Source organism: Priestia sp. LL-8, from assembly GCF_036227845.1.
In the GTDB taxonomy this organism is placed as follows: domain Bacteria; phylum Bacillota; class Bacilli; order Bacillales; family Bacillaceae_H; genus Priestia; species Priestia zanthoxyli.
The window spans coordinates 143,001-166,148 of record NZ_JAZAQH010000001.1 but is presented as its reverse complement, the minus strand read 5'-3'; the positions used below and the strand labels follow the sequence as shown (position 1 = coordinate 166,148).

Annotated in this window: 20 protein-coding genes, 9 tRNA genes and 3 rRNA genes; 4 read left to right on the top strand and 28 right to left on the bottom strand. The window is 41.3% G+C overall.

Annotated elements, in window-relative coordinates; all coding sequences use genetic code 11:
* Window positions 1-67: 67 nt before the first annotated feature.
* The 5 genes from glmM to sigW form a co-directional block, all read right to left on the bottom strand.
* Window positions 68-1,414 (bottom strand): phosphoglucosamine mutase, encoded by a 1,347-nt coding sequence (gene glmM, locus U9R83_RS00975; protein ID WP_042992391.1) that lies wholly within the window; start codon window positions 1,412-1,414, stop codon window positions 68-70.
* A gap of 28 nt (window positions 1,415-1,442) precedes the next feature.
* Window positions 1,443-2,993 (bottom strand): CdaR family protein, encoded by a 1,551-nt coding sequence (locus U9R83_RS00970; RefSeq protein WP_328575053.1) that lies wholly within the window; start codon window positions 2,991-2,993, stop codon window positions 1,443-1,445.
* Window positions 2,986-3,807, bottom strand: a complete 822-nt coding sequence (gene cdaA / locus U9R83_RS00965; RefSeq protein ID WP_013054971.1) for a diadenylate cyclase CdaA — start codon at window positions 3,805-3,807, stop codon at window positions 2,986-2,988. Before cdaA ends, U9R83_RS00970 begins: the two co-directional genes overlap by 8 nt.
* A 192-nt stretch (window positions 3,808-3,999) precedes the next feature.
* Window positions 4,000-4,605: an anti-sigma factor family protein gene (locus U9R83_RS00960; protein WP_013081391.1), complete on the bottom strand. Its 606-nt coding sequence runs from the start codon at window positions 4,603-4,605 to the stop codon at window positions 4,000-4,002.
* 14 nt (window positions 4,606-4,619) lie between these two features.
* Window positions 4,620-5,183: an RNA polymerase sigma factor SigW gene (gene sigW / locus U9R83_RS00955; RefSeq protein WP_013054969.1), complete on the bottom strand. Its 564-nt coding sequence runs from the start codon at window positions 5,181-5,183 to the stop codon at window positions 4,620-4,622.
* Window positions 5,184-5,347: 164 nt separating this feature from the next.
* Between sigW and U9R83_RS00950 the strand changes: the two genes are divergently transcribed.
* Complete coding sequence (locus U9R83_RS00950) at window positions 5,348-5,509, top strand: aspartyl-phosphate phosphatase Spo0E family protein (RefSeq protein ID WP_013054968.1); 162 nt, start codon at window positions 5,348-5,350, stop codon at window positions 5,507-5,509.
* 83 nt (window positions 5,510-5,592) lie between these two features.
* On the opposite strand, the gene rocF is transcribed toward U9R83_RS00950, so the two are convergent.
* The 13 genes from rocF to U9R83_RS00885 all read right to left on the bottom strand — a co-directional run bounded on the left by rocF (window position 5,593) and on the right by U9R83_RS00885 (window position 12,366).
* Entirely contained in the window at window positions 5,593-6,492 is a 900-nt protein-coding gene (gene rocF, locus U9R83_RS00945; protein WP_014461999.1) for an arginase, read from the bottom strand.
* Between the two features lie 163 nt (window positions 6,493-6,655).
* Window positions 6,656-6,731, bottom strand: a tRNA-Ala gene (locus U9R83_RS00940).
* A gap of 22 nt (window positions 6,732-6,753) precedes the next feature.
* Window positions 6,754-6,828, bottom strand: a tRNA-Gly gene (locus U9R83_RS00935).
* Window positions 6,829-6,837: 9 nt separating this feature from the next.
* Window positions 6,838-6,910, bottom strand: a tRNA-Lys gene (locus U9R83_RS00930).
* A 4-nt stretch (window positions 6,911-6,914) separates the two neighbouring features.
* Window positions 6,915-6,989 (bottom strand) — tRNA-Gln (locus U9R83_RS00925).
* Between the two features lie 7 nt (window positions 6,990-6,996).
* A tRNA-Tyr gene (locus tag U9R83_RS00920) sits at window positions 6,997-7,080 on the bottom strand.
* Window positions 7,081-7,088: 8 nt separating this feature from the next.
* Window positions 7,089-7,164 (bottom strand) — tRNA-Thr (locus U9R83_RS00915).
* Between the two features lie 4 nt (window positions 7,165-7,168).
* Window positions 7,169-7,244, bottom strand: a tRNA-Val gene (locus U9R83_RS00910).
* Between the two features lie 23 nt (window positions 7,245-7,267).
* Window positions 7,268-7,342 (bottom strand) — tRNA-Glu (locus tag U9R83_RS00905).
* Between the two features lie 3 nt (window positions 7,343-7,345).
* Window positions 7,346-7,420, bottom strand: a tRNA-Asn gene (locus U9R83_RS00900).
* 9 nt (window positions 7,421-7,429) lie between these two features.
* Window positions 7,430-7,545: ribosomal RNA gene (rrf, locus tag U9R83_RS00895) — 5S ribosomal RNA — on the bottom strand.
* Window positions 7,546-7,653: 108 nt separating this feature from the next.
* A 23S ribosomal RNA gene (locus tag U9R83_RS00890) occupies window positions 7,654-10,589 on the bottom strand.
* 225 nt (window positions 10,590-10,814) lie between these two features.
* A 16S ribosomal RNA gene (locus U9R83_RS00885) occupies window positions 10,815-12,366 on the bottom strand.
* The 16S, 23S and 5S rRNA genes sit together here with 9 tRNA genes alongside, the layout of an rRNA operon.
* 590 nt (window positions 12,367-12,956) lie before the next feature.
* Here U9R83_RS00885 and pdaB point away from each other — a divergent pair.
* Entirely contained in the window at window positions 12,957-13,721 is a 765-nt protein-coding gene (pdaB, locus tag U9R83_RS00880; protein WP_014462001.1) for a polysaccharide deacetylase family sporulation protein PdaB, read from the top strand.
* 44 nt (window positions 13,722-13,765) lie between these two features.
* On the opposite strand, the gene U9R83_RS00875 is transcribed toward pdaB, so the two are convergent.
* Window positions 13,766-14,386: a KinB-signaling pathway activation protein gene (locus tag U9R83_RS00875; RefSeq protein WP_328575052.1), complete on the bottom strand. Its 621-nt coding sequence runs from the start codon at window positions 14,384-14,386 to the stop codon at window positions 13,766-13,768.
* Window positions 14,387-14,531: 145 nt separating this feature from the next.
* On the opposite strand from U9R83_RS00875, the gene gerD reads away from it, so the two are divergent.
* Both gerD and U9R83_RS00865 read left to right on the top strand, forming a co-directional pair.
* Complete coding sequence (gene gerD, locus U9R83_RS00870) at window positions 14,532-15,161, top strand: spore germination lipoprotein GerD (RefSeq protein ID WP_013054964.1); 630 nt, start codon at window positions 14,532-14,534, stop codon at window positions 15,159-15,161.
* Between the two features lie 187 nt (window positions 15,162-15,348).
* Entirely contained in the window at window positions 15,349-16,257 is a 909-nt protein-coding gene (locus tag U9R83_RS00865; RefSeq protein ID WP_328575051.1) for a LysR family transcriptional regulator, read from the top strand.
* A gap of 38 nt (window positions 16,258-16,295) precedes the next feature.
* On the opposite strand, the gene U9R83_RS00860 is transcribed toward U9R83_RS00865, so the two are convergent.
* The 9 genes from U9R83_RS00860 to U9R83_RS00820 form a co-directional block, all read right to left on the bottom strand.
* Window positions 16,296-17,369, bottom strand: coding sequence for an Mrp/NBP35 family ATP-binding protein (locus U9R83_RS00860; RefSeq protein WP_115652899.1), 1,074 nt, complete (start codon window positions 17,367-17,369; stop codon window positions 16,296-16,298).
* Between the two features lie 89 nt (window positions 17,370-17,458).
* Window positions 17,459-18,166, bottom strand: a complete 708-nt coding sequence (cwlD, locus tag U9R83_RS00855) for an N-acetylmuramoyl-L-alanine amidase CwlD (protein WP_115652898.1) — start codon at window positions 18,164-18,166, stop codon at window positions 17,459-17,461.
* A 70-nt stretch (window positions 18,167-18,236) separates the two neighbouring features.
* A complete protein-coding gene (locus tag U9R83_RS00850) occupies window positions 18,237-18,659 on the bottom strand; it encodes a DUF2521 family protein (RefSeq protein WP_328575050.1) in 423 nt (140 codons plus the stop codon).
* Between the two features lie 111 nt (window positions 18,660-18,770).
* Window positions 18,771-19,163 (bottom strand): 30S ribosomal protein S9, encoded by a 393-nt coding sequence (rpsI, locus tag U9R83_RS00845; protein WP_013054959.1) that lies wholly within the window; start codon window positions 19,161-19,163, stop codon window positions 18,771-18,773.
* 22 nt (window positions 19,164-19,185) lie between these two features.
* Window positions 19,186-19,623, bottom strand: coding sequence for a 50S ribosomal protein L13 (gene rplM / locus U9R83_RS00840; protein ID WP_013054958.1), 438 nt, complete (start codon window positions 19,621-19,623; stop codon window positions 19,186-19,188).
* Window positions 19,624-19,779: 156 nt separating this feature from the next.
* On the bottom strand, window positions 19,780-20,520 hold the full coding sequence (truA, locus tag U9R83_RS00835; RefSeq protein WP_013054957.1) for a tRNA pseudouridine(38-40) synthase TruA: 741 nt from the start codon (window positions 20,518-20,520) through the stop codon (window positions 19,780-19,782).
* Between the two features lie 18 nt (window positions 20,521-20,538).
* Window positions 20,539-21,336, bottom strand: coding sequence for an energy-coupling factor transporter transmembrane component T family protein (locus U9R83_RS00830; RefSeq protein WP_115652897.1), 798 nt, complete (start codon window positions 21,334-21,336; stop codon window positions 20,539-20,541).
* The gene (locus tag U9R83_RS00825) at window positions 21,333-22,202 is read right to left on the bottom strand and encodes an energy-coupling factor ABC transporter ATP-binding protein (RefSeq protein ID WP_116741849.1); all 870 of its coding nucleotides are present in this window, start codon (window positions 22,200-22,202) and stop codon (window positions 21,333-21,335) included. Before U9R83_RS00825 ends, U9R83_RS00830 begins: the two co-directional genes overlap by 4 nt.
* On the bottom strand, window positions 22,178-23,017 hold the full coding sequence (locus U9R83_RS00820; protein ID WP_328575049.1) for an energy-coupling factor ABC transporter ATP-binding protein: 840 nt from the start codon (window positions 23,015-23,017) through the stop codon (window positions 22,178-22,180). The genes U9R83_RS00825 and U9R83_RS00820 overlap by 25 nt, the downstream gene beginning before the upstream one ends.
* Window positions 23,018-23,148 lie beyond the last annotated feature (131 nt).

Sequence of the window (23,148 nt, the reverse complement as noted above, 5' to 3'; positions counted from 1 at the left end):
TTCTCAACAATATAAAAATATGCATAAGCAGCTTGAAACGTCACCGCTTATGCATATAATTAATGAATTACTCTAAGCCCATTTCTGCTTTTACTACTTCTACGATACGCGTTACATAAGTTTCACATTCTTCTTGTGTTTGTGCTTCAACCATAACACGTACTAACGGCTCTGTTCCTGAAGGGCGTACAAGTACTCGGCCATTACCGTTCATTTCTTTTTCCACTTCTTCAATAACCACTTTTACCTTCTCGTTATCTGTAACATGATGCTTATCCGTTACTTTTACATTTACAAGAAGCTGAGGATATTTCTTCATTTCAGCTGCTAATTCTGATAAAGGCTTTTTCGTTGCTTGCATAATGTTTACAAGCTGAATAGCTGAAAGCATACCGTCACCTGTTGTGTTGTAATCTAAGAAAATAATATGACCTGACTGTTCTCCACCTAGGTTATATTGATTAGCTTTCATTTCTTCCACTACATAACGGTCGCCTACACCAGTTTGTGCACTTTCAATTCCGCTAGCTTCTAGTGCTTTATAGAAGCCTAAGTTACTCATAACGGTAGAAACAAGCGTGTTTTTCTTTAAACGTCCTTGTTCATACAAGTATTTTGCACAAATGAACATGATTTGATCACCGTCTACAATCTCGCCTTTTTCATCGATTGCGATTAAACGATCTCCGTCTCCATCAAATGCTAACCCAACATCCGCTCCTTTTTCTTTTAAGAAGGCACTTAATGCTTCCGGATGTGTAGATCCTACACCATCATTGATGTTTAATCCGTTTGGAGATGCCCCCATTGTAGAGATATCTGCATCTAGATCTGCAAATAAATGTGCTGCTAAAGATGACGTTGCTCCGTGCGCACAGTCTAATGCCACATGAATACCTGAGAAGTCTTCATCAACCGTTTGTTTTAAGTATTGAAGATATTTTTGTCCACCTTCGAAGTAGTCATTTACCTGGCCTAAGTCTCCCCCAACAGGTCTTGGTAATTGATCTGTTTCACTATCCATTAACGCTTCAATTTCATTCTCTTGGGCATCTGAAAGTTTAAATCCATCTGGACCAAAGAATTTAATTCCGTTATCTTGAACTGGGTTATGCGAAGCAGAGATCATGACTCCTGCTTGTGCGCCAAGTGCTTTTGTTAAATACGCTACCCCTGGAGTTGAAATAACGCCTAGTCGCATAACTTCTGCTCCAATTGAAAGCAATCCTGCAACAAGCGCTCCTTCTAACATATGACCAGAAACACGTGTATCGCGTCCGATTAATACTTTCGGTCGCTCTGAATCTTTTGTTAGAACGTAACCACCTAAGCGTCCAATTTTAAAAGCAAGCTCAGGAGTTAATTCACTATTGGCAACTCCTCGTACTCCGTCTGTTCCAAAATACTTACCCATTAATTTTCTCTCCTTCATGTCAAAACATTTAGTTTCCTGATGTATTATCTGTCTGTCCATCTACGGGTGTAGAATTTTCATCACTTTGATTACTACTATCGTCACCAGTTTCTGTATTATCTGTTGGTGTATCTGTATTGCCTTCAGGTGTGTCAGTCTCTTCGCTTGGTTTATCAGTTGAATCACCTGAATTTCCCGTCCCAGGATTTGCTCCTGATCCAGTTCCCGTGTCTGGCTTTGTTTCTTTATCGCTCGTGCTTCCACTTGTTTCTTTATCCGTTTGCTCATCATTTGTCCCTGATTGTTTTTTCGCTGTTACACGAACTTTTGCCTGTTTAGTCGATAGTGTTGATGTAACAGAGTCGGGACTATTTATTATAATAGGAATCGTATGCTCCCCAACAGATAAATTCCCTACATTCGCTGACAAGCTAATGCCGCTTTTCGTCAACTTATCTAAATCAGATTTTGGTCCTTTTACATCCGCATCTACTGAAGTAGGAGAAAGCAGTTCATACGTGTACTTTGAGGATTGACCAGTTAAAGAAACCGGCAAATTCTTAAATGACTTAGTCTCAGCTGTACTTTCGTCCGTTTCTTCTGCGTCTTTCTCATCACCTTGTTTGTCTACTTCCACGTGAACGGTAATTTGTTTAGGACTTACACTATCTATTCCGTCTGGAACAGGGACATTCACCTTAATATCTTTAGATTTCGTAATACCAGTAACATCGACTGGAATATTATCAATTTTATCGATTTTTTCTAAAGAATCAGATGGACCAATAATTTTCACTGTATCTGTTTTAGGCTCTAGCTTCGTAATGTTGACACCGTCGCCTGGCGTGCCTTCTTGAATCACATCGATCGGCACTTTTTTACTAATATTTTTCACCGGGATTGTTACATTGACCGTTTCTGGTTGAACTGTTACATTCAATTTATTTAAATTCTTGTCTAGTGCGACAACAGTTGCTTGTTTTGTAACTGTTTTTGAAGCATTATCTAAATCAATAATAGCTTTCACATAAGCAACTTGATCCAATTGACTTGATGCGCCCGTTACCGTGACGGCTCTTGGACTAACGGTTGCTTCCCCTGCTTCATATCCATTCTTGACTTTGTTTTTATCATAGCTTGCCTCTACTGAAAACTGTTTTGAATCGCGTTCTTCAATTGTTACGTTTACAATATCAGGCTTAACCACTACGTTTAAATTATCAGAGATATTTCGATACTGAACCTTGACTCTATGCTGCCCTAAGCTTAAATTATCAAGGTCAATATAAGCTTGATAATCTTTTTGTAGCTTTGTTTGAGCCAAAATATTTTTAGGACCTTCCAGTGTCATAATAACCGTATCCGGAACACCTCTTACAATTCTGTTCTTCTCATTGTAGGATACTTGAACCGGAACATCTGTTAATGTTTCTACTCCAGTGTTGGCAGAACTGCTTCGGTTCAGAAACTTATTTGATGAACTCGCACCATCATCTAAATTAACAGATAAATATAACATGAAGGCTAACAGCAACGCGATAATTTTCATAACCCACGATCGATTCATCAATTTATCCATTCTTCTTCAACCTCCATTGCCAACGAGTGGAAGAAGTTGCTTTAGAAGTTGTGACTAATTCTTTTTCTAGCATTTCTCTCAATGTATCAATTGTCAATTCACGATACAATTCACCATTTTTGGTAACAGAAATGCCTCCAGTTTCTTCAGATACAATGACAGTCACACTATCTGTTACTTCACTTATTCCTACAGCAGCACGATGGCGAGTACCTAATTCTTTTGAAATAAAAGGACTTTCAGATAAAGGTAAGTAACATGCTGCAGCGGCTACTTGATCCCGCTGTAAAATAACTGCTCCATCATGAAGTGGTGTATTCGGTATAAATAAGTTGATTAATAATTCAGAAGAAATATTAGAGTTGAGCGGTATACCTGTTTCAATATAATCACCCATACCCGTCTCTCTTTCGATTGAGATCAATGCACCTATGCGTCTTTTAGCCATATAATGCGTTGCTTTTATAATCGCCTCAATCGTAACGGTACGTTCATCTTCTTCAGGCAAATTACTGCGTGAAAACAAACGTCCTCTCCCAAGCTGTTCAAGCGCTCGGCGCAGCTCTGGCTGGAAGATAATAATGATAGCTAAAAACCCATACGTTAACGCTTGGTCCATTAACCATTGTAGCGTATTTAGTCCAAGGAAGTTACTTATAAAGCGGACAACTAAAATCACCGTGATTCCTTTTAAAAGCTGTACTGCTTTTGTACCTCTTATGACCATAATTAATTTATATATGACGAACCATACCAGGAGAACATCAACAATTTTTCCTAAATATGAGAGGATTGGCAGGTCTCCAATAGGCATCTTCTCACTTCCTCTATATATGTAATAAAGATAACATAACCGTTTTATTATACCATAAAACAAAATTACACTGTAAATTACATCTTATTTTTAAATCCTTGTTCCTATATAATGTAGCCTTCTTTTTATATAAATAAAACCGTCCACTGTTCCTCTCTAACAAGATAAGCGGACGGTTTTATGTTTCAACTATTAAAAGTCAACAGCTTGTTTGGCATGAGTTTTGACATTATACCATACCCAGTCAAAAATCTTGTCTAACTCTTCAATATTGCCTGTCACTTCTCCTGCAGAAGCTAGGTACTTATCACCATGTATAACAGTAACGTTTCCATCTACTTTTCCTTCAATTTTAATATCGCCATTTCTCACAGTAATATCACCTTTAACGGTCTCACCTTTCGGTACAACGACTGTTTTATCGTGAATGACTAGGTTCGGCTGCTTTGAAACAGAAAAGTCTTCATCCGTTTCCCAAGCTGAAAACACCGTGCCGGACATTAACAGCACAAATACAGCAGCTGCACTAAGAATCGGGTGGTTTGTAAACCATCTATTCATTCGAATTCGATTCTTCTCACGTGGTAACCCAGCCATAACACCTGCTGTAAAGTTCATAGGTAATTCTATATGAGAAGTGCTTTGCACAAATGCAATGGTTCTTTTTAACTGATGCATATGCTGCTGACAACCTTTGCATTGATGCAAATGCTCTTTTAATAATAGTTCATTTTCTTTTGTAATATCTCCATCTAAATGTTCATGAATGAGATTTACATACATTTTTGGACATTTCATTCTTAGTTCACTCCTTACAAGTGGCGAAGTCGATTTCTTAAAGCTTCACGTCCTCTGTGAATTCTAGTCTTTACCGTACCAAGCGGCAGGTCTAAAATATCGCTGATTTCTTTTAACGACAGCTCATCTATATATTTTAGGACAATGACAGTTCGATATTTCTCAGGTAGCTTTAATATTTCCGACTGAATGAATTCTTGCAATTCTACTTGCTCTAGTTCTTCCTCTGGTAAGGCCTGATCGGCAGCTATTTGAGAGTACATATTTAACCCGTCGGTCCCGGCTACTTCTGCATCTAAATAATAGTCTGGCTTTTTTTTACGAATTCGATCAATACAAAGATTTGTAGCAATTCGATATAACCAGGTGGAAAACTTTTTACTTGTGTCATAGCTATGAATATTTACATAGGCTCGAATAAACGCTTCTTGTGCAGCGTCTTGCGCCTCTTCCCGGTTTCCTAACATTCGATAACATAGATGAAAAAGTTTATCCTTGTGATATTCTACTATGTCAGCAAACGCATCCTGGTCACCTTTTTTTACTTTTTTTATTTTCCTTTTTAATAATAAATCCATGTAACGGTTACCTCCGCCCATTGCGGGATAGTATATATACGTGTACTTTATCATAAAGTTTCACTTATGCTTAATTATTTTAACAAAAATTTGTCAAATACGTTTAAAAAGATCGTACGTAGGTTATGTAATTAGTATAGATGAAAAGAAGAGGAGTGGAAAGCTTGACTCATACAAAAGAGAACCTTTTGAATCAAATTGAAGAATGTAGAAATAACATGGTCACTCTTGCAGCAGAAAACCCTTTATCATCACTAACAGTGGTGAGAGTAAGTTCAGAGCTAGATGGTTTATTAAATGAATATGAAAAGTTTTTCTCTATATAAAGAAGCTCTCGAATCTGAACTAAGAGCTTCTTTTTTTTTATCTTCATATATATTTCATGTACCTTTTGGTAGGTATTAATGTTTTATACTAATTTTTCTCCTAAAAGTGAGCCCATTAATGCAACAGCTACGGTAGCTGTTTTATTCCGTTCATCTAAAATAGGATTCACTTCCACAAACTCAGCAGAAGTGATTAGCTGAGATTCTGCCAACATCTCCATAGCTAAATGACTTTCTCTATAGCTTATTCCACCGATAACTGGTGTTCCTACTCCAGGTGCATCATGTGGATCCAGTCCATCTAAATCGAGTGATAGATGAACGCCATCTGTTTTATCCTGCAAATATAAAATTGTTTCTTCCATTATTTTTGTCATGCCCATTCGATCTATCTCATGCATCGTATACACTTTAATGCCTTTTTCCTTTATTAGCTCTTTTTCTCCTTCATCTAAAGAACGTGCTCCGATAATCACAATATTTTCAGGCTTAACTTTAGGTGTATAACCACCAATTCGAGTCAATGCTTCGTCTCCTACACCTATACTTGCCGCCAATGGCATACCGTGAATATTTCCTGAAGGAGACGTATCTGCTGTATTCAAATCTCCGTGTGCATCATACCAAATCACGCCCAAGTTTTTATAATGACGACTTACTCCTGCTAGTGTTCCGATAGCGATACTGTGATCTCCCCCTAGCACTAAAGGAAACCTTTTATTTGTAATAACATCACTTACGGTCTGAGCAAGCCTCTCGCTAGCATCTGCTACAGCTTTTAAATTCTTTAAGTTTGTATTTTCATCACTATGTACTCGTTCAGCTAAGGCAATTTCAATATTCCCTTTATCTTCTACACTATAGCCAATATTCTCGATGCGTTCAATGACACCTGCATATCGTATCGCACTTGGCCCCATATCGACCCCACGGCGAGTTTGACCTAAATCCATCGGTACTCCAATAATTGAAAGCTTATTCATAATATGTCCCCCCATCACAAATGTTGCTACTCTCTTATTGTAACGGCTAAATGAGCGATGGCTCAACTCGACACTTTTTTGAATATATATACAATTCTAATTTGTAGAAACTGCACAAAAAAACCTTTAAGCAAATTGCTTAAAGGTTGTACGTTTATATGTATGGTGGAGCCTAGCGGGATCGAACCGCTGACCTCCTGCGTGCAAGGCAGGCGCTCTCCCAGCTGAGCTAAGGCCCCAATATCTTTTTTTATATAGAAATGGAGCGGAAGACGAGGTTCGAACTCGCGACCCCCACCTTGGCAAGGTGGTGTTCTACCACTGAACTACTTCCGCTTATTAAAATGAGCCATGAAGGACTCGAACCTTCGACCCTCTGATTAAAAGTCAGATGCTCTACCAACTGAGCTAATGGCTCTCTATGGCTGGGCTAGCTGGATTCGAACCAACGCATGACGGAATCAAAATCCGTTGCCTTACCGCTTGGCGATAGCCCAATAAAGATGGTGGAGGGGGGCAGATTCGAACTGCCGAACCCGAAGGAGCGGATTTACAGTCCGCCGCGTTTAGCCACTTCGCTACCCCTCCGATATAAATGGTGCCGGCAAGAGGACTTGAACCCCCAACCTACTGATTACAAGTCAGTTGCTCTACCAGTTGAGCTACACCGGCACGGTGGTGGAGGATGACGGGATCGAACCGCCGACCCCCTGCTTGTAAGGCAGGTGCTCTCCCAGCTGAGCTAATCCTCCACTATTATGTAGATAAAAATAAATGGTGACCCGTACGGGATTCGAACCCGTGTTACCGCCGTGAAAGGGCGGTGTCTTAACCGCTTGACCAACGGGCCAGTTGGCTCCACAGGTAGGACTCGAACCTACGACCGATCGGTTAACAGCCGATAGCTCTACCACTGAGCTACTGTGGAATAATAATAGCCTGGCAACGTCCTACTCTCACAGGGACAAAGTCCCAACTACCATTGGCGCTAAAGAGCTTAACTTCCGTGTTCGGTATGGGAACGGGTGTGACCTCTTCGCTATCGCCACCAGACATAATATATTATACATGATTTGATAAAGAAAGCAAGACTTTTTTAAAAAGTTTTGTTCTCTCAAAACTAGGTAACAGTTTGCTGAGTAAAGCTTACGCTTTTAAAGTTTGGTTAAGTCCTCGATCGATTAGTATCAGTCAGCTACACATGTCGCCACGCTTCCACCTCTGACCTATCAACCTGATCATCTTTCAGGGATCTTACTAGCTTGCGCTATGGGAAATCTCATCTTGAGGGGGGCTTCATGCTTAGATGCTTTCAGCACTTATCCCGTCCACACATAGCTACCCAGCGATGCCTTTGGCAAGACAACTGGTACACCAGCGGTGTGTCCATCCCGGTCCTCTCGTACTAAGGACAGCTCCTCTCAAATTTCCTACGCCCACGACGGATAGGGACCGAACTGTCTCACGACGTTCTGAACCCAGCTCGCGTACCGCTTTAATGGGCGAACAGCCCAACCCTTGGGACCGACTACAGCCCCAGGATGCGATGAGCCGACATCGAGGTGCCAAACCTCCCCGTCGATGTGGACTCTTGGGGGAGATAAGCCTGTTATCCCCGGGGTAGCTTTTATCCGTTGAGCGATGGCCCTTCCATGCGGAACCACCGGATCACTAAGCCCGACTTTCGTCCCTGCTCGACTTGTAGGTCTCGCAGTCAAGCTCCCTTGTGCCTTTACACTCTACGAATGATTTCCAACCATTCTGAGGGAACCTTTGGGCGCCTCCGTTACATTTTAGGAGGCGACCGCCCCAGTCAAACTGCCCACCTGACACTGTCTCCCGGCCCGATCAGGGCCGCGGGTTAGAATTTCAATACAGCCAGGGTAGTATCCCACCGACGCCTCCACCGAAGCTAGCGCTCCGGCTTCTCAGGCTCCTACCTATCCTGTACAAGCTGTACCAAAATTCAATATCAGGCTACAGTAAAGCTCCACGGGGTCTTTCCGTCCTGTCGCGGGTAACCTGCATCTTCACAGGTACTATAATTTCACCGAGTCTCTCGTTGAGACAGTGCCCAGATCGTTACGCCTTTCGTGCGGGTCGGAACTTACCCGACAAGGAATTTCGCTACCTTAGGACCGTTATAGTTACGGCCGCCGTTTACTGGGGCTTCGATTTAGAGCTTCTCCCAAAGGATAACCCCTCCTCTTAACCTTCCAGCACCGGGCAGGCGTCAGCCCCTATACTTCGCCTTGCGGCTTCGCAGAGACCTGTGTTTTTGCTAAACAGTCGCCTGGGCCTATTCACTGCGGCTCTCTCGGGCTATACACCCTACCAGAGCACCCCTTCTCCCGAAGTTACGGGGTCATTTTGCCGAGTTCCTTAACGAGAGTTCTCTCGATCACCTTAGGATTCTCTCCTCGCCTACCTGTGTCGGTTTGCGGTACGGGCACCTCCCGCCTCGCTAGAGGCTTTTCTTGGCAGTGTGGAATCAGGAACTTCGGTACTATAATTCCCTCGTCATCACAGCTCAGCCTTTATGATGAGCGGATTTGCCTACTCATCAGCCTAACTGCTTGAACGCGCATATCCAGCAGCGCGCTTACCCTATCCTACTGCGTCCCCCCATTACTCAAACGGCGGGGAGGTGGTACAGGAATATCAACCTGTTGGCCATCGCCTACGCTTTTCAGCCTCGGCTTAGGTCCCGACTAACCCTGAGCGGACGAGCCTTCCTCAGGAAACCTTAGGCATTCGGTGGACAAGATTCTCACTTGTCTTTCGCTACTCATACCGGCATTCTCACTTCTAAGCGCTCCACCAGTCCTTACGGTCTGACTTCACAGCACTTAGAACGCTCTCCTACCACTGACATCAAAGATGTCAATCCACAGCTTCGGTGATACGTTTAGCCCCGGTACATTTTCGGCGCAGAGTCACTCGACCAGTGAGCTATTACGCACTCTTTAAATGGTGGCTGCTTCTAAGCCAACATCCTGGTTGTCTAAGCAACTCCACATCCTTTTCCACTTAACGTATACTTGGGGACCTTAGCTGGTGGTCTGGGCTGTTTCCCTTTTGACTACGGATCTTATCACTCGCAGTCTGACTCCCATGGATAAGTCTTTGGCATTCGGAGTTTGACTGAATTCGGTAACCCGTTGGGGGCCCCTAGTCCAATCAGTGCTCTACCTCCAAGACTCTCACAACATGAGGCTAGCCCTAAAGCTATTTCGGAGAGAACCAGCTATCTCCAGGTTCGATTGGAATTTCTCCGCTACCCACACCTCATCCCCGCACTTTTCAACGTGCGTGGGTTCGGGCCTCCATTCAGTGTTACCTGAACTTCACCCTGGACATGGGTAGATCACCTGGTTTCGGGTCTACAACCACATACTAAACGCCCTATTCAGACTCGCTTTCGCTACGGCTCCGCCTTATCAGCTTAACCTTGCATGGGATCGTAACTCGCCGGTTCATTCTACAAAAGGCACGCCATCACCCGTTAACGGGCTCTGACTACTTGTAGGCACACGGTTTCAGGATCTCTTTCACTCCCCTTCCGGGGTGCTTTTCACCTTTCCCTCACGGTACTGGTTCACTATCGGTCACTAGGTAGTATTTAGCCTTGGGAGATGGTCCTCCCAGCTTCCGACGGAATTTCACGTGTTCCGCCGTACTCAGGATCCACTCAAGAGGGAACGAAGTTTCAACTACAGGGTTGTTACCTTCTTCGACGGACCTTTCCAGGTCGCTTCATTTACTTCGTTCCTTTGTAACTCCGTATAGAGTGTCCTACAACCCCAAGAGGCAAGCCTCTTGGTTTGGGCTAATTCCGTTTCGCTCGCCGCTACTCAGGAAATCGCATTTGCTTTCTCTTCCTCCGGGTACTTAGATGTTTCAGTTCCCCGGGTCTGCCTTCAATATCCTATGTATTCAGATAAAGATACTGTTCCATTACGAACAGTGGGTTTCCCCATTCGGAAATCTCCGGATCAAAGCTCACTTACAGCTCCCCGAAGCATATCGGTGTTAGTCCCGTCCTTCATCGGCTCCTAGTGCCAAGGCATTCACCGTGCGCCCTTTCTAACTTAACCATTAGCGAATAAATGGTACAACATATTGTTGTGTTATTTATTGGTTTGATTAAAGAAAAGTTTCACTTTTCCTCAGCAATTACTGTTATCTAGTTTTCAAAGAACAATCGCAACCAAAATTCTTCTTATCTAATAAGAAGAAAGTAGTGTGCTTTCTATAATTGAGAGATTGAACTCTCAAAACTGAACAAAGTGTCAAAACGTACGTCATGTAAAAATCCTTAGAAAGGAGGTGATCCAGCCGCACCTTCCGATACGGCTACCTTGTTACGACTTCACCCCAATCATCTGTCCCACCTTAGGCGGCTAGCTCCTTACGGTTACTCCACCGACTTCGGGTGTTACAAACTCTCGTGGTGTGACGGGCGGTGTGTACAAGGCCCGGGAACGTATTCACCGCGGCATGCTGATCCGCGATTACTAGCGATTCCAGCTTCATGTAGGCGAGTTGCAGCCTACAATCCGAACTGAGAATGGTTTTATGGGATTGGCTTGACCTCGCGGTCTTGCAGCCCTTTGTACCATCCATTGTAGCACGTGTGTAGCCCAGGTCATAAGGGGCATGATGATTTGACGTCATCCCCACCTTCCTCCGGTTTGTCACCGGCAGTCACCTTAGAGTGCCCAACTAAATGCTGGCAACTAAGATCAAGGGTTGCGCTCGTTGCGGGACTTAACCCAACATCTCACGACACGAGCTGACGACAACCATGCACCACCTGTCACTCTGTCCCCCGAAGGGGAACGCTCTATCTCTAGAGTTGTCAGAGGATGTCAAGACCTGGTAAGGTTCTTCGCGTTGCTTCGAATTAAACCACATGCTCCACCGCTTGTGCGGGCCCCCGTCAATTCCTTTGAGTTTCAGTCTTGCGACCGTACTCCCCAGGCGGAGTGCTTAATGCGTTAGCTGCAGCACTAAAGGGCGGAAACCCTCTAACACTTAGCACTCATCGTTTACGGCGTGGACTACCAGGGTATCTAATCCTGTTTGCTCCCCACGCTTTCGCGCCTCAGCGTCAGTTACAGACCAAAAAGCCGCCTTCGCCACTGGTGTTCCTCCACATCTCTACGCATTTCACCGCTACACGTGGAATTCCGCTTTTCTCTTCTGCACTCAAGTTCCCCAGTTTCCAATGACCCTCCACGGTTGAGCCGTGGGCTTTCACATCAGACTTAAAAAACCGCCTGCGCGCGCTTTACGCCCAATAATTCCGGATAACGCTTGCCACCTACGTATTACCGCGGCTGCTGGCACGTAGTTAGCCGTGGCTTTCTGGTTAGGTACCGTCAAGGTACGAGCAGTTACTCTCGCACTTGTTCTTCCCTAACAACAGAGTTTTACGACCCGAAAGCCTTCATCACTCACGCGGCGTTGCTCCGTCAGACTTTCGTCCATTGCGGAAGATTCCCTACTGCTGCCTCCCGTAGGAGTCTGGGCCGTGTCTCAGTCCCAGTGTGGCCGATCACCCTCTCAGGTCGGCTATGCATCGTTGCCTTGGTGAGCCGTTACCTCACCAACTAGCTAATGCACCGCGGGCCCATCTGTAAGTGATAGCCGAAACCATCTTTCAATCATCTCCCATGAAGGAGAAGATCCTATCCGGTATTAGCTTCGGTTTCCCGAAGTTATCCCAGTCTTACAGGCAGGTTGCCCACGTGTTACTCACCCGTCCGCCGCTAACGTCATAGAAGCAAGCTTCTAATCAGTTCGCTCGACTTGCATGTATTAGGCACGCCGCCAGCGTTCATCCTGAGCCAGGATCAAACTCTCCGAAGAAATGTTTGACTTGCTCATTTAAAAAATAAAAATTAACGTTGACGTTTGTCGCTTTGTTCAGTTTTCAAAGTTCAACCGCCGCTCTTGAGCGACTTTATTATATTAACAAGTTGTCTTTCATTTGTCAACAACTTTTTTAATATTTTATTTCTGATGAATTGCGATTGTTTTCCAATCACTCATCAGCGACATTTAATAATTTAACATCTGTACTATATAAAGTCAACACTTTTTGAAAAGTTTTTTTCATTTCATCAAAAAACCTTATTTACTTCCCTGCTTTCACCGAACCTTAGCAAGATCTTTGAGAGGATTTGATACTTCTCTTGAATGTTTCGTTCAAGAACTACATGATTCAAACTTTGTTGAAAAGCCACGTTTGTTCTCTTCATTTCTTCTCTAAGTAGTGCTTCTAACTCTAAACACTCCACCTGATTAAATAAACAAATTTTCATTGATTCACCTTCTTTTTGCGACATTGATTCTCAAACATCAAAATAAAATCAATTGTTCTTTTCCTTACCTGTTATTAATTGTAGACAAAACGCATACAAATTAGACAAGTACTACTTATTAAATGAGGTGACAAAATGAATATGTTTTATACTATTCGAGCCAAAAGAATCAAACAAACAATGCTTATCGTAGTTGCTGCGTTTTTTACAAGCTTTTTTCTCTATGCTCAGCAGACGTTTCACTTTCCCGTGTTTTCAACCGATAACGGTCCAAGAGCTGTTTATAAGGCGGATGACAAAAATCCGGAAGTTGCTCTTACGTTTAACATCAGCTGGGGAGATGAAAGAGCTATTCCCATTCTGAATGAACTAAAAAGACAGCATATTGAACATGCTACTTTCTTTTTATCTGCTTCATGGGCTGAGCGTCACCCAGATATTGTAGAGCGCATTAAGAAAGAAGGTCACGAAATTGGCACAATGGGCTATGACTATACTTCCTATACAAGCCTAGAACCTAATGAGATTAGACAGGATCTTGCAAAATCAAAGAAAGTCTTTGATTCCCTAGGCCTTAAAGATGTTCACCTCCTTCGTCCTCCTAACGGGCAATTTAATAAAGACATCTTAAAATTAACAGCAGATATAGGATATACTACTGTTCACTGGAGCATTGATTCTAAAGACTGGACAAATCCAGGGGTTGAAAAAATTGTCTCCAATGTTACAAAGCCTTTAGACGGGGGAGATATTATATTGCTGCACGCGTCTGACTCCGCTCAACAAACAGCAAAGGCTATTCCATATATCAAGAATTCATTACAAAATAAAAAAGTCTCAAACGTAAGTGTTTCAACATTAATTTCAAATTCAAAAACCCAAGTAAAAGATATCCGATAAGATCTATTTCCACTGTATATGGAAAGCAAAAGCAGACAAATATGCTATTTGTCTGCTTTTGCTATTCTTGCGTGCGTAAGAAGTTTGGGCAAAATAAGAAGTTGATACATATTACAAATTAGAAGTGGAAACAACATAAGGTAAAGCCAGCTTTCTTCGTTCGTTCGCAGCGCTGGGAACCATTCAATTGTCGTTACAACAATCATAAAAAACAGCGCTGGTACAAAAGCCTCTTTACTCGTCTGCTTTTTCTTTGCATACGCCACTAATAACCCCACCGCTAACAAGAAAACGCTTAACAAAATATACTTACCTAAGCCTTCTCCCGGTTGTTGAAAGAACTTATATCGAAAATAAGCAACGTCAAATAATACAAATAAAACAAATACAATTTGAACCGATTTCCAAAGTGATGCAGATTTAAAAATTCCCAACCCAAAACGGTGAATAGTTAAATATGCAAAAAACCCCATTTGGCTAATTAAACTAAAAATAAACCCTACGCCTACGAGCCATGTTAAAACAGCAACAATTTCTCCTATCTTTCCTTGTTGAAATAAGTGACCGTATTCCCCCCAGCGCACCGCAAACCCAACAAAAGCTGTACTTATACCCCCGACAGCTAACGTGGTTAGAAATAGACGAACCCAATTTCGACTATTCACTTCCATCTCCCCCATAAGTTACAAAATTGTACCTTTTCATAAATTGTACCAATCACGTTTTGAAAAATCTAGAGCTCTTTTATGAATAAAAAACGTTGATTATCTCATATTAAGCGTAAGCATATTAGGAAAGGAGCTCATTACTATGAAAAAGCGACTCATGCTCCTCATTTATATAGGAATGTGTATGCTTTTAGCTACAGCCTGTGCACCGCAAGATGAAGAGAACAATGGTATGGATTATGATCAAACAAAGAAAATGGTTGTTGATATTTTAAAAACAGATGAAGGAAAAAAAGCAGTCGAGGCAATTATGAAAGACCCTTCTGTTAGACAAGATATTTTAATGGATCAAAACGCGATAAAAGATACAATTTCTCAAACCCTAGTATCAGATAAAGGCGTGGAATTTTGGAAAAAAGCCATGGATGATCCGAAGTTTGCTGAAAGCTTTGCTAAAAGTTTGGAAAAAGAAAATAAGACGGTCATCAAACAACTGATGAAAGATCCTGAATATCAAGGAATGCTTCAAGATGTTTTAAAGGATCCGGCTATGGAAAAAGAAGTACTGACTGTTTTAAAGAGTAAAGAATATCGCACTTATTTACAAAAAATTATGACCGAAACGTTTGATAGCCCTCTTTATCAATCTAAAATTCAAGACATTCTTTTGAAAGCCGCTGAAGAAACACAAGGTGGACAAAAACAAAGCAGCGACGACGGTGGTTCTTCTTCCTCTGGATCTGATTCAGGCGGAGAGCAGCAACAGCAGTGATTAAATACGCATCTCATATGAGGTGCGTATTTAATTATGTCATTTATTTTTATTAAAAAACCTAAACGACTTCTTTATATTTTTTAATACTTAGTATTTTTATTGGAATTGTAAACTTTAATTCTCAGCTTTATGGTAAAATATTAGAAATTAACACAATCGTTTTATAGCAAAAGGAGGGAATTTGATGGAATTTCGCGTTATTAAAACGTTTCAAACCATTGTTCGTTTAGGAAGCTTTCAATTAGCCGCTGAATATTTAAAGTACTCTCAGCCTACCATTACACTGCACATTCAAAAGTTAGAATCCGAACTAGGATTTAAGCTTTTAGAACGAGGAAAAAGCATTAAACTTACTGAAGCAGGTAAAATCTTTTACGAGCGAGCAAATATTTTACTAAAGGAATATGAGTATCTAAATAACACCTTAAAGGATTATTCAACAGGCGAAGCTGGCACGATCCGTATAGGTGCTGCAGAACCTACAGCAAGCAGTCGACTGCCTTCCATTCTCTCATTATTTAAAAAAAGATATCCCAACACAGAAATTAGCTTACTCGTTACAGACGAAAAGCACCTTCATCAACATATACGCAATCAAGAAATTGATTTCGCGATTGGCACTGTCTCAGAATCGTTCAGAGATATAGAATTTGAGGCATTACTAACGGAAAAACTTGTGCTGCTATTACCATTCAATCATGCTCTAACAAAAAGAAAAACAATCTTTGCAAAAGATTTAATACACGAAACGCTGATTACAGCTGGGCAATCTTCTGTTCAAAAGAAAATTGAGCAGCTAATCTTTGAGCGAACAGGCCAGCTGCCTGCTAAAGTCCAGTTAGGCACTATTAGCACACTTCAGCATTTTGTAAAAGAAAACTTAGGAATAGCCGTTGTTCCACAAATAAGCGCAACTCTTCCGCCAGATCAAGTGGTGGTTAAAACAATTCATGACTTGCATGAGGGCCCTGCAATCGGCATTTTAAAGCACCAATCTCACACCGTAAGTACAGCTGGAAAAACATTTTTAGCTCTCTTAAAACAAAACCTTGCATTTGATTTAAAAAAGGCGCAGATTGAACTCTCTGTATAATAACAAAAAGCACGCGCTCGAACAGCGCGTGCTTTTTGTTATTTTCCCGTTGCTGCTTTTTCATTTTCGCAAATAAATGCAATCTTGCTTGCAATCTCTCCGTATATTTGACCTAAACGATGCGATTCATCGTAAATGGAAGGCGCAAAATCTTCTTCATTCCAGTCGGGCTGACTTAACGGAAGCTGTCCTAACAGTTCTGTCTGAAGTTCCTCAGCCAGTTTTGGACCTCCGCCTTTACCAAATACATACTCTTTTTCCCCTGTTAGCTGGCTTTCAAAGTAAGCCATATTTTCTACGACTCCAATTACCTCATGATCGGTTTTCAAAGCCATAGCACCCGCTCTAGCTGCAACAAATGCCGCTGTAGGATGTGGTGTTGTAATAATCACTTCTTTACAAGCAGGAAGCATGGAGTGAACGTCTAATGCGACATCACCTGTTCCGGGAGGTAAGTCTAGTAAAAGATAATCTAATTCTCCCCATTCAACTTCTGTAAAAAAGCTCGTCAACATTTTTCCAAGCATAGGTCCTCGCCAGATAACGGGTGAATTATCTTCTACAAAGAAGCCCATTGAAATAACTTGTACTCCGAAGCGCTCAACTGGAATAATCTTTTCTCCTTCTACCACAGGACGTTGTGTAATTCCCATCATATCTGGAACACTGAATCCATAAATATCAGCATCAATTAAACCAACTTTCTTACCTAAACGAGCTAAAGAAACGGCGAGGTTCACAGAGACTGTTGATTTACCAACGCCTCCTTTACCGCTTGCAATAGCAATAAATTCAGGTGCATTCGGACTAGTTAGTAAGTTGCCAGTATTCGGTTGCTCAGCGCGGTACTGCTGAAGTTCTTCAGGCGTAAACTCAACAAATCTCAGTCCAACCGACTGTACACCTGCTTTTTTTAACCCTTCTACAATCGTACCTTGAAGGCTTAACTGTTCACTAGTACCTGTTTTCGCAACAGCAATCTTAAGGCTTACATGCTGTTTTTCAGCTTTAATTGTTATTTCTTTAATCGCATCTGTTTCTGATAGTTTTTTATTTAAAAATGGATCTGTAATTTCCCCTACTACTTCTTTTACTTGCTTTTCCGTTAGCATACTCCCACCACCATGTTAAAATCTATTATTTATACTATCAAGTATATCACACATATTAGATTTTTCTGAATAGAAGCATGCTATGCTTTTTATTTAGGCTTTTCTCCAGTAAAATACCGGCTGACTCCTTCATAAATGGATTCAGCTAACTTTTTTTGATAGCGTTTCGATTGAAGCATTTTACGTTCTGTAGGATTTGATAAGAATCCTACTTCAACCAAAGCACCGGGTGGCTTAGAATGCTTAAGAAGGTAAAGAGTTTGAATTGCTTTTGCTTCACGACTCGTATTATCCAGATTATTTCTTAGCTCTTGTTGAATGAGTTTGGCCACTTGCTCATTTTCTTTTAGAGACCCGTAATAGAAAGTTTGAGCTCCTCTCCACGCAGAGGATGGAATAGCATTTAAGTGAATACTTAAGTACAAATCGGCATTGGATTTATTAATCATCGTTAAGCGATTTTTTAAGTCCTCTACTTTTCTGCGACTGTACCCTCGTGTGTCTTTAGCCGCTAGGTCTTCGTCTTTTTCTCTCGTCATAATAACAAGCGCTCCTTGCTCTTGCAGATAGTCTCGAAGCAGTAACGAAATCTTAAGAGTTATTTCTTTTTCAAGCACTTCATCCTCTCCTACGGCTCCGCCATCAACGCCGCCGTGTCCAGGATCTAGAACAATGACTTTGCCGCTAAGAGGAAGTGAAAGCGAACCGGATGATGTTTTATGATCTATCTGATATTGTACAATGACAAAAAGAACGAGAAGCGCTATAATTGTGCTCATTATTTTTACTTTAGACATTTTATCCCTTCCCTTCTTGCCTCACCTATTTATTTCTATATGGGACAAGAACGGGAATTATGAGTACTTTTTAATGCAAACGTAACCGACGTCTTTTTTCTGCGGTTCGATAACCTTCTTTCCACCAGTCTTGCACATATCCTTGACACAAATAATACAGACCATCTTGACAAAGATCTGTTACAGACATGCTGACGGCTCCGTACAATGTATCAATTAAAAGAGACTCTTCTTGCTTACTGTGCTTCTGAACATCTTCGTAGCCTTTACCACGTTTACTCAACCGGGCACCTAATAAAAATGATTCGATAGCAATGTCAAGACAGTACTCCTCCACATGTTCGTCTCCTAGCATATTCCACTGAAACATTGGATGAAAATAACGGCGCAGCCTCTCTTGAAGCAAATCAAACGATAGTTCCCTTAGGACTTTGCGTTCATATTTCATTTCTTTTTCATAACGTTTTTCTTTTAAATATGTAACCTCGTTCACGATAACGCCTCCCTTTTTTACATATTGTCTGCACAAGCCTTCGTCTCATACGCAAACAACAAATAAAAAAAGCCTTGGTCCAAAGACCAAGGCTTGAAACGTAATATAAAATTAACGTTTTGAGAATTGTGGTGCACGACGAGCGCCTTTAAGACCGTATTTTTTACGTTCTTTCGCACGAGCGTCACGAGTTAATAGACCAGCACGTTTTAATGTTCCACGGTATTCAGGGTCTGCTTCTAATAAAGCACGAGAGATTCCGTGACGGATAGCGCCAGCTTGACCTGCATAACCTCCACCATTAACGTTTACAAATACGTCATAGTTACCTACAGTTTCAGTTAAAGCAAGTGGTTGTTTTACTACTTCACGTAGTGCAGCAAATGGAATGTATTCTTCGATTTCACGACCGTTGATTGTTACGCGACCGTTACCTGGTACTAAACGTACACGAGCAACAGAGCTTTTACGACGACCAGTTCCGTAATATTGTACCTGTGCCAAGATAATAACCTCCTCTTATTAATTATCCGCGAAGTTCGTAAACTTCTGGTTTTTGTGCTTCATGTGGATGTGTTTCACCAGCATACACATGTAATTTTTTGAACATTTGACGGCCTAGGCTACCTTTTGGAAGCATGCCTTTGATTCCTAATTCAAGCATTTTCTCAGAGTAGTTAGTACGCATTTCTAATGCTGTACGTTGTTTCAAACCACCTGGGTGCATGCTGTGACGGTAATAAATTTTATCAGTTAATTTTTTACCTGTTAGTTCGATTTTTGACGCATTGATAAGGATCACGTGATCACCAGTATCAACATGTGGTGTAAAAGTTGGTTTATGTTTACCGCGTAAGATTGATGCTACTTCACTTGCTAAACGACCTAAAGTTTTACCTTCAGCATCGACAACATACCATTTACGCTCTACTTCGTTTGCTTTCGCCATGAAAGTTGTACGCATGAGTTTCCCTCCTAATTTTCATCATCAATTATAAAATTATTTCAACCTTCTATTTCAACACGATTAATTTCCGGGGCTAACCGTGGGGTTAAAATACATACCATATGATATATTATATCTTTAAGCTACTAATGTCAAGAAAATGTTACACCAGGTTTAGTTGTCATAGAAAACGCGCCATAAATATAGTCCTTGCGAAGGCGCAGTTTTCCCTGCACGAGGACGTGATTTGCTTTCTAGAATATCTTTTATAGCATCTGGTTCAATACGCCCTTGTCCTACTTCTAAAAGCGTTCCAACAAGAATACGAACCATATTATACAGAAAGCCACTTCCAACGAATCTAAACACAAGCTGACTATTCTCTTCATACATATCAATCTTGTAAATCGTACGAATCTTATCTTCCACTTCTGTTCTCGCTGAACAGAAGCTTGTAAAGTCGTGTGTACCGAGTAAATATGTGATGGCTTTTTTCATTTTTGAGTAGTCTAATGGATAAGGGTAATGGTATGCATAAGAACGAGTGAAAGGATTTCGATCTTCGCCGCGCAAAATATGATAGCGATACTCTTTTGAAGTAACGTCATACCGGGCGTGAAAATGTGCATCAACTTCACATACATTCTTCATTACAATATCATCTGGTAGCATTGAATTCAATGCTTTTTTCCACTTATCACATGGAATATTTAGGTTTGTATCAAAATGAATGACTTGCCCCTGTGCATGAACATTTGTGTCCGTTCGTCCAGAGGCGTAAATCGGCACTTTTTTGTTATGCATTTTCTCTAAAACGGCTTCAATCTCCAGTTGAACAGTTCGCTTATTGGGCTGAACTTGATAACCTGAAAAGTGTGTGCCGTCGTATGCAACTATACATTTTAAACGTTTCATCTTTTCACCAAACAATCTTTACGTTCTAATCAGCACTAAAACAACTGCTACTGCCAGCAGAAGTAAAAGCATAATTGTATCTATGCTTCTCCATTTCAATTGACGATACTTTGTACGCCCTTCTCCGCCTTTATAACCCCTTGCCTCCATGGCAATAGCTAGCTCTTCAGCACGCTTAAATGAACCTATAAATAGAGGAACAAGTAAAGGAACGACAGCTTTCAAACGATCCGTAACGGGACCGCTGCTAAAGTCCACTCCTCGTGCTGTCTGCGCTTTAATAATTTTATCTGTCTCTTCCATCAATGTAGGAATAAAGCGAAGAGAAATGGACATCATTAAAGCTAATTCATGAACAGGAAGCTTGAGCTTTTTAAATGGATTCAGCAAGCTTTCCATTCCATCTGTTACTTCAATGGGCGTAGTCGTTAAAGTGAGCATCGTCGTAATTAAAATTAAGAACAAGAAGCGCAAGGAAATTAAAACACCTTGAATAAGGCCGCCTTTATAGACAGAAAACCATCCCCATTCAAACAAAAGAGGACCTTCCTTTGTCATAAAAATGTGCAAAAGAAACGTGATAATAATAATAAACAGAACGGGCTTTAACCCTCTTAAAATAAATGAAACAGGCACTTTACTCATGGCCACTATCATAAGGGTATACACACCTAAAAAAGCATAGCCGATAGGGTTATTTGCTAAAAACACAATTAATACATACGCAAATACAAGAAGCAGCTTGGCCCGAGGATCCATTCGATGGACAACAGAATGCCCCGGCACATACTTACCAATAATGATTGAGTTCATCATAATCGTTCACCTTGCTGCATAAGGCGCTGCACTTTCTCTACCACTTCAGAAAAGGTAATAACCGTATCCGATGCTTCAAGCTGAAATTTCTCTTGCAGCTTCAGCATAAAGCGAAGCGATTCTGGAACATCCAATCCATATTCTTTTAACTGCTTATACTGACCAAACACTTCTCTAGGTGACCCTTTCATCGCAATCGTTCCCTTATTCATCACAATTAGCTCATCAGCGTACATAGCTGCATCTTCCATGCTGTGAGTCACGAGAATCGTCGTCAAGCCTTTTTCTTTATGAAGACGATAAATCATATTCATAATTTCTTGACGCCCTCTAGGGTCCAATCCAGCAGTTGGTTCATCTAAAATTAGCACATTAGGATTCATCGCTAGAATACCTGCTATCGCTACACGACGCATTTGTCCACCACTCAAATCAAAAGGAGATCTGGTGAGAATGTCTTCTGGCAACCCTACTAACTTGATGAGCTCCCTTGCTTTTTGCTTTGCTTCTTCTTCCGAAACGCCATAATTCATTGGTCCAAAAGCTATATCTTTTTCCACCGTTTCTTCAAAAAGCTGATGTTCTGGAAATTGAAAGACCACGCCTACTTGCTGACGAATAGCTTTTAAATTCTTTTCTTTTCGATTGGCTTTAATGGTGCGCTCACCGATTTGAATTTCACCAGCAGTTGGCTTCAATAAGGCATTCAGATGCTGTATGATTGTTGATTTCCCAGAACCAGTATGGCCAATAACAGCCAAAAATGTACCTGATTGAATGTTTAAATTTAAGTCATGTAGAGCAATTCGTTCAAATGGTGTATTAACTTGATAACGATGCTCTACTTCTTTGAATATAATGTCCATAGTTCGTCCACCAAGTCCTCATCTGTTAAATGAATTTTTGATAAAGGAATTCCTACGGAAGCAAAACGGTGGCTTAGTTTAACGGAAAACGGCAAGTCTAGTCCAATATCCGTTAACTTGGAACCTAATGCAAATACTTCGCGTGGAGTACCTGTTGCATAGATCTTCCCTTTGTTCATCACAATGACTCTGTCAGCCATTGCTACTTCATCTAAATCGTGAGTAATTGAAATAACCGTCAGTTGTTTTTCTTCTTTCAATTTTCTAACAGTTTCAAGTACTTCAGTTCGCCCAATAGGATCTAACATAGATGTTGCTTCATCTAGAATGATGACAGATGGCTGTACGGCAATTATACCCGCAATGGCCACACGCTGTTTTTGTCCACCTGATAGCTGATGAGGCTCTTGATCCAGAAAAGCACTCATGTTGACCATTTCGATTGCTTCAGGTATACGTTTTTCCATAATCTCAAATGGAATCCCGTTGTTTTCAAGCCCAAACGCAATATCGTCTTGAACGGTTGAGCCAACAAATTGATTATCTGGATTTTGAAACACCATTCCAATCTGCTTGCGCACATCCCATATTGTTTCTTCAGATAAAAGCGTATCGCCCACTCGAACCGTTCCTTTTTCAGGTAGCAAAAGGCCGTTTAGAATTCGTGCCAGCGTCGACTTACCAGATCCATTGTGTCCAGCTATCGCTAACCATTCACCTTTATAAGCAGAGAGAGAAAGGTGATCTAATGTTAGGTCTGCTTCAGGATCGTATCGAAAGCATAAATCTTTTACCTCTAAAGACATTTCTTTCAACGCTATCTTCCTCTCAGCTTTTTCTATTGCAGCATTGCCTACATTGATTTTTTACGCTATTTACCCAGTTTTAGGTATAAAAAAAGGGCAACGACTAGTTACACACTGTCTCGCCCTTTTCTATCTGTATT

Excerpts from the sequence above, each read along its gene's own strand:
- sigW (WP_013054969.1), bottom strand. The coding sequence starts at position 5,183 with ATGGATTTATTATTAAAAAGGAAAATAAAAAAAGTAAAAAAAGGTGAC.
- gerD (WP_013054964.1), top strand. The coding sequence starts at position 14,532 with ATGAAAAAGCGACTCATGCTCCTCATTTATATAGGAATGTGTATGCTT.
- cwlD (WP_115652898.1), bottom strand. The coding sequence starts at position 18,166 with ATGTCTAAAGTAAAAATAATGAGCACAATTATAGCGCTTCTCGTTCTT.
- U9R83_RS00830 (WP_115652897.1), bottom strand. The coding sequence starts at position 21,336 with ATGATGAACTCAATCATTATTGGTAAGTATGTGCCGGGGCATTCTGTT.
- U9R83_RS00865 (WP_328575051.1), top strand. The coding sequence starts at position 15,349 with ATGGAATTTCGCGTTATTAAAACGTTTCAAACCATTGTTCGTTTAGGA.
- truA (WP_013054957.1), bottom strand. The coding sequence starts at position 20,520 with ATGAAACGTTTAAAATGTATAGTTGCATACGACGGCACACACTTTTCA.
- cdaA (WP_013054971.1), bottom strand. The coding sequence starts at position 3,807 with ATGCCTATTGGAGACCTGCCAATCCTCTCATATTTAGGAAAAATTGTT.
- U9R83_RS00970 (WP_328575053.1), bottom strand. The coding sequence starts at position 2,993 with ATGGATAAATTGATGAATCGATCGTGGGTTATGAAAATTATCGCGTTG.
- U9R83_RS00825 (WP_116741849.1), bottom strand. The coding sequence starts at position 22,202 with ATGGACATTATATTCAAAGAAGTAGAGCATCGTTATCAAGTTAATACA.
- pdaB (WP_014462001.1), top strand. The coding sequence starts at position 12,957 with ATGAATATGTTTTATACTATTCGAGCCAAAAGAATCAAACAAACAATG.
- rocF (WP_014461999.1), bottom strand. The coding sequence starts at position 6,492 with ATGAATAAGCTTTCAATTATTGGAGTACCGATGGATTTAGGTCAAACT.
- rplM (WP_013054958.1), bottom strand. The coding sequence starts at position 19,623 with ATGCGTACAACTTTCATGGCGAAAGCAAACGAAGTAGAGCGTAAATGG.
- U9R83_RS00960 (WP_013081391.1), bottom strand. The coding sequence starts at position 4,605 with ATGAAATGTCCAAAAATGTATGTAAATCTCATTCATGAACATTTAGAT.
- glmM (WP_042992391.1), bottom strand. The coding sequence starts at position 1,414 with ATGGGTAAGTATTTTGGAACAGACGGAGTACGAGGAGTTGCCAATAGT.
- U9R83_RS00860 (WP_115652899.1), bottom strand. The coding sequence starts at position 17,369 with ATGCTAACGGAAAAGCAAGTAAAAGAAGTAGTAGGGGAAATTACAGAT.